This is a genomic window from Brachyspira catarrhinii, assembly GCF_005518285.1.
Classification (GTDB): domain Bacteria; phylum Spirochaetota; class Brachyspiria; order Brachyspirales; family Brachyspiraceae; genus Brachyspira; species Brachyspira catarrhinii.
In genome coordinates, this window is record NZ_SJDU01000468.1 from 1 (window position 1) to 1,578 (window position 1,578).

Annotated in this window: 1 protein-coding gene; it reads right to left on the reverse strand. The window is 36.8% G+C overall.

The features are described 5' to 3' along the window. Positions 1-203: 203 nt before the first annotated feature. Complete coding sequence (locus EZH24_RS11560) at positions 204-1,550, reverse strand: sialidase family protein (RefSeq protein WP_137999242.1); 1,347 nt, start codon at positions 1,548-1,550, stop codon at positions 204-206. Positions 1,551-1,578: the final 28 nt, after the last annotated feature.

The window sequence follows — 1,578 nt, forward strand, 5'->3', positions numbered from 1 at the left end:
ATACTTTTGCATGATATAACCAATATCATACTCAAAATAACCGTTAAAATAATAGTGATGATATATTTTAAATATTTCATACTAAAACCTCCGTAAATTTTTTATAATAACAAGTGGCAGACACGCTACCACTTGCATCTCTTCTGTTTCCTATTGGATTACTGCCAACGCCTTTAGGCGAGCAACCCAAATTCAATTCTTCTTTAATATGCTATAGTCGAATAATCTACTTTTTCACTTCCATAAGTAAGCCAATATAAATTGAATCTTCTGAAAATTATATTAGCCGAACCATCTTTAATTTCTTCCGTCAAAGTTCCTATAGTTCCGTCAGGTAGAACCGTTATAGCGGGATATCCATTGGTTATACCAGTATCCGTTACTATAATCTCGGTTTTTTTGTATTTACTGCCGCTTTTATCGCCATTATTAAAGTCGTTGTCGGTAAGTCTAACTTTATACTCTCCATTTCCACCTGTTCGATAATACGCCATCAAACCGTATTTAGAACCCTTAATAGGCTTTCCATTGAATTCATATCTTACCATATCGGCATGTATATCGTTATCTGCCCTCTCTTCCGTTTTAATAGTTGTGATAATCCAATCTTTACCATAATTGGTAGAATGAGCCCAATACATTAAGTTTCCAGGTGTTCTCAAATTAAGTAAGATATTTCCCTCATAAGTCTCGTATATTTTATTCTCATATGCAGAAAAATCTCCAAATGGATTTCCTTGTGTTACCAAATTTCCTTTTATACGATTTGAGATTATATCCCATTTTTTGCCGTCATCAGAGGAGTTTATAGTCATCGTCCATTGAGTTTGGTCTATGTATGTATTAGTAGAATAAGAATATGGGAATAATAATTTATTCTGACCTGCATTAGCGCCATGCCTTAAAGTAACGCCCTGTCCATAAATTACAAAATTAGAGGTAACTTTTGAGTCAATATCTGAAACTTTAACTAAACTTTCTTGTTTAGTCCAACTTCCGCCATCGTCCGTGCTTCTGTAGAAAATAGTATTGGTAAAACCTGCTCCGTAGGTTGTAACTCCCAATAGAACATCGCCGTTATGACAGTTGATAAAGAACGGATTGCGACTTGGGGTTTCCGTTGCAACTTGAGAGATAAACCAAGTTTTTCCAGAATCCAAACTTTTTTTAACTTGAATATTTCCCTCATAACCGACAGCCGCTACTAAAGCCCCTTTGGATGTAGTAGTCAAGGCGGGTATTCCGCCGTTTGCAAACAAAACGGCATGATTATAGCTTGGGTCATAATCCTTATTTTGTTCTTCTTGCGATAGGGAATTTTTAGGCAATGTGAAAGAGCCTAATGAAATTCCGCCACCGCTTCCCGTTAACGGTCCCGTCTCGTCTCCTATGGTAGAACCGCCGCCTCCATTGTCGCCGCCGCCTACAATCCCAGTCCCGTTATCTTGCTCGTTTGCAGTATTTGAACCTTCTGGCTCGGTGTATCGCTTACATGTAAATACCATAAGGATACTTAAGATAATTAATAATACTTTTTTAGCTGTTTTCATAATGAAAAGCCTCCGTTTAAATATATTT

Excerpts from the sequence above, each read along its gene's own strand:
- EZH24_RS11560 (WP_137999242.1), bottom strand. The coding sequence starts at position 1,550 with ATGAAAACAGCTAAAAAAGTATTATTAATTATCTTAAGTATCCTTATG.